This window comes from Oleiphilus sp. HI0079 (assembly GCF_001635105.1).
In genome coordinates this window covers 1-277 of sequence record NZ_LWFT01000426.1, presented here as the reverse complement: position 1 = coordinate 277, position 277 = coordinate 1, and the positions used below count along the sequence as shown (strand labels likewise).

Annotated in this window: 1 protein-coding gene; it reads right to left on the bottom strand. The window is 47.7% G+C overall.

Annotated elements, in window-relative coordinates:
• Nucleotides 1-277, bottom strand: a 277-nt coding sequence (nadA, locus tag A3750_RS05550; protein ID WP_197474925.1) for a quinolinate synthase NadA, incomplete at both ends; no start/stop codon positions are given.

Sequence of the window (277 nt, the reverse complement as noted above, 5' to 3'; positions counted from 1 at the left end):
TCTTTTATCCCCGAAGCTTTAAACTCCTCGTGCACAATACACGCCCCATCCCACAGCAACATATCAGCGCCCGTTTGATGCTGAATATAGCTACCAAGATGTTTATCTGGACCCCAAAGTATTTTCTTTCCGGCGCGATCTAGATGCTCAATCACATCGAGCGCAATACTTGAAGTAACAACCCAATCTGCTCTTGCTTTTACAGCCGCAGACGTATTGGCGTAAACGACTACAGTCCGATCAGGGTGCTGATCGCAGAAACGAGAGAACTCGTCGA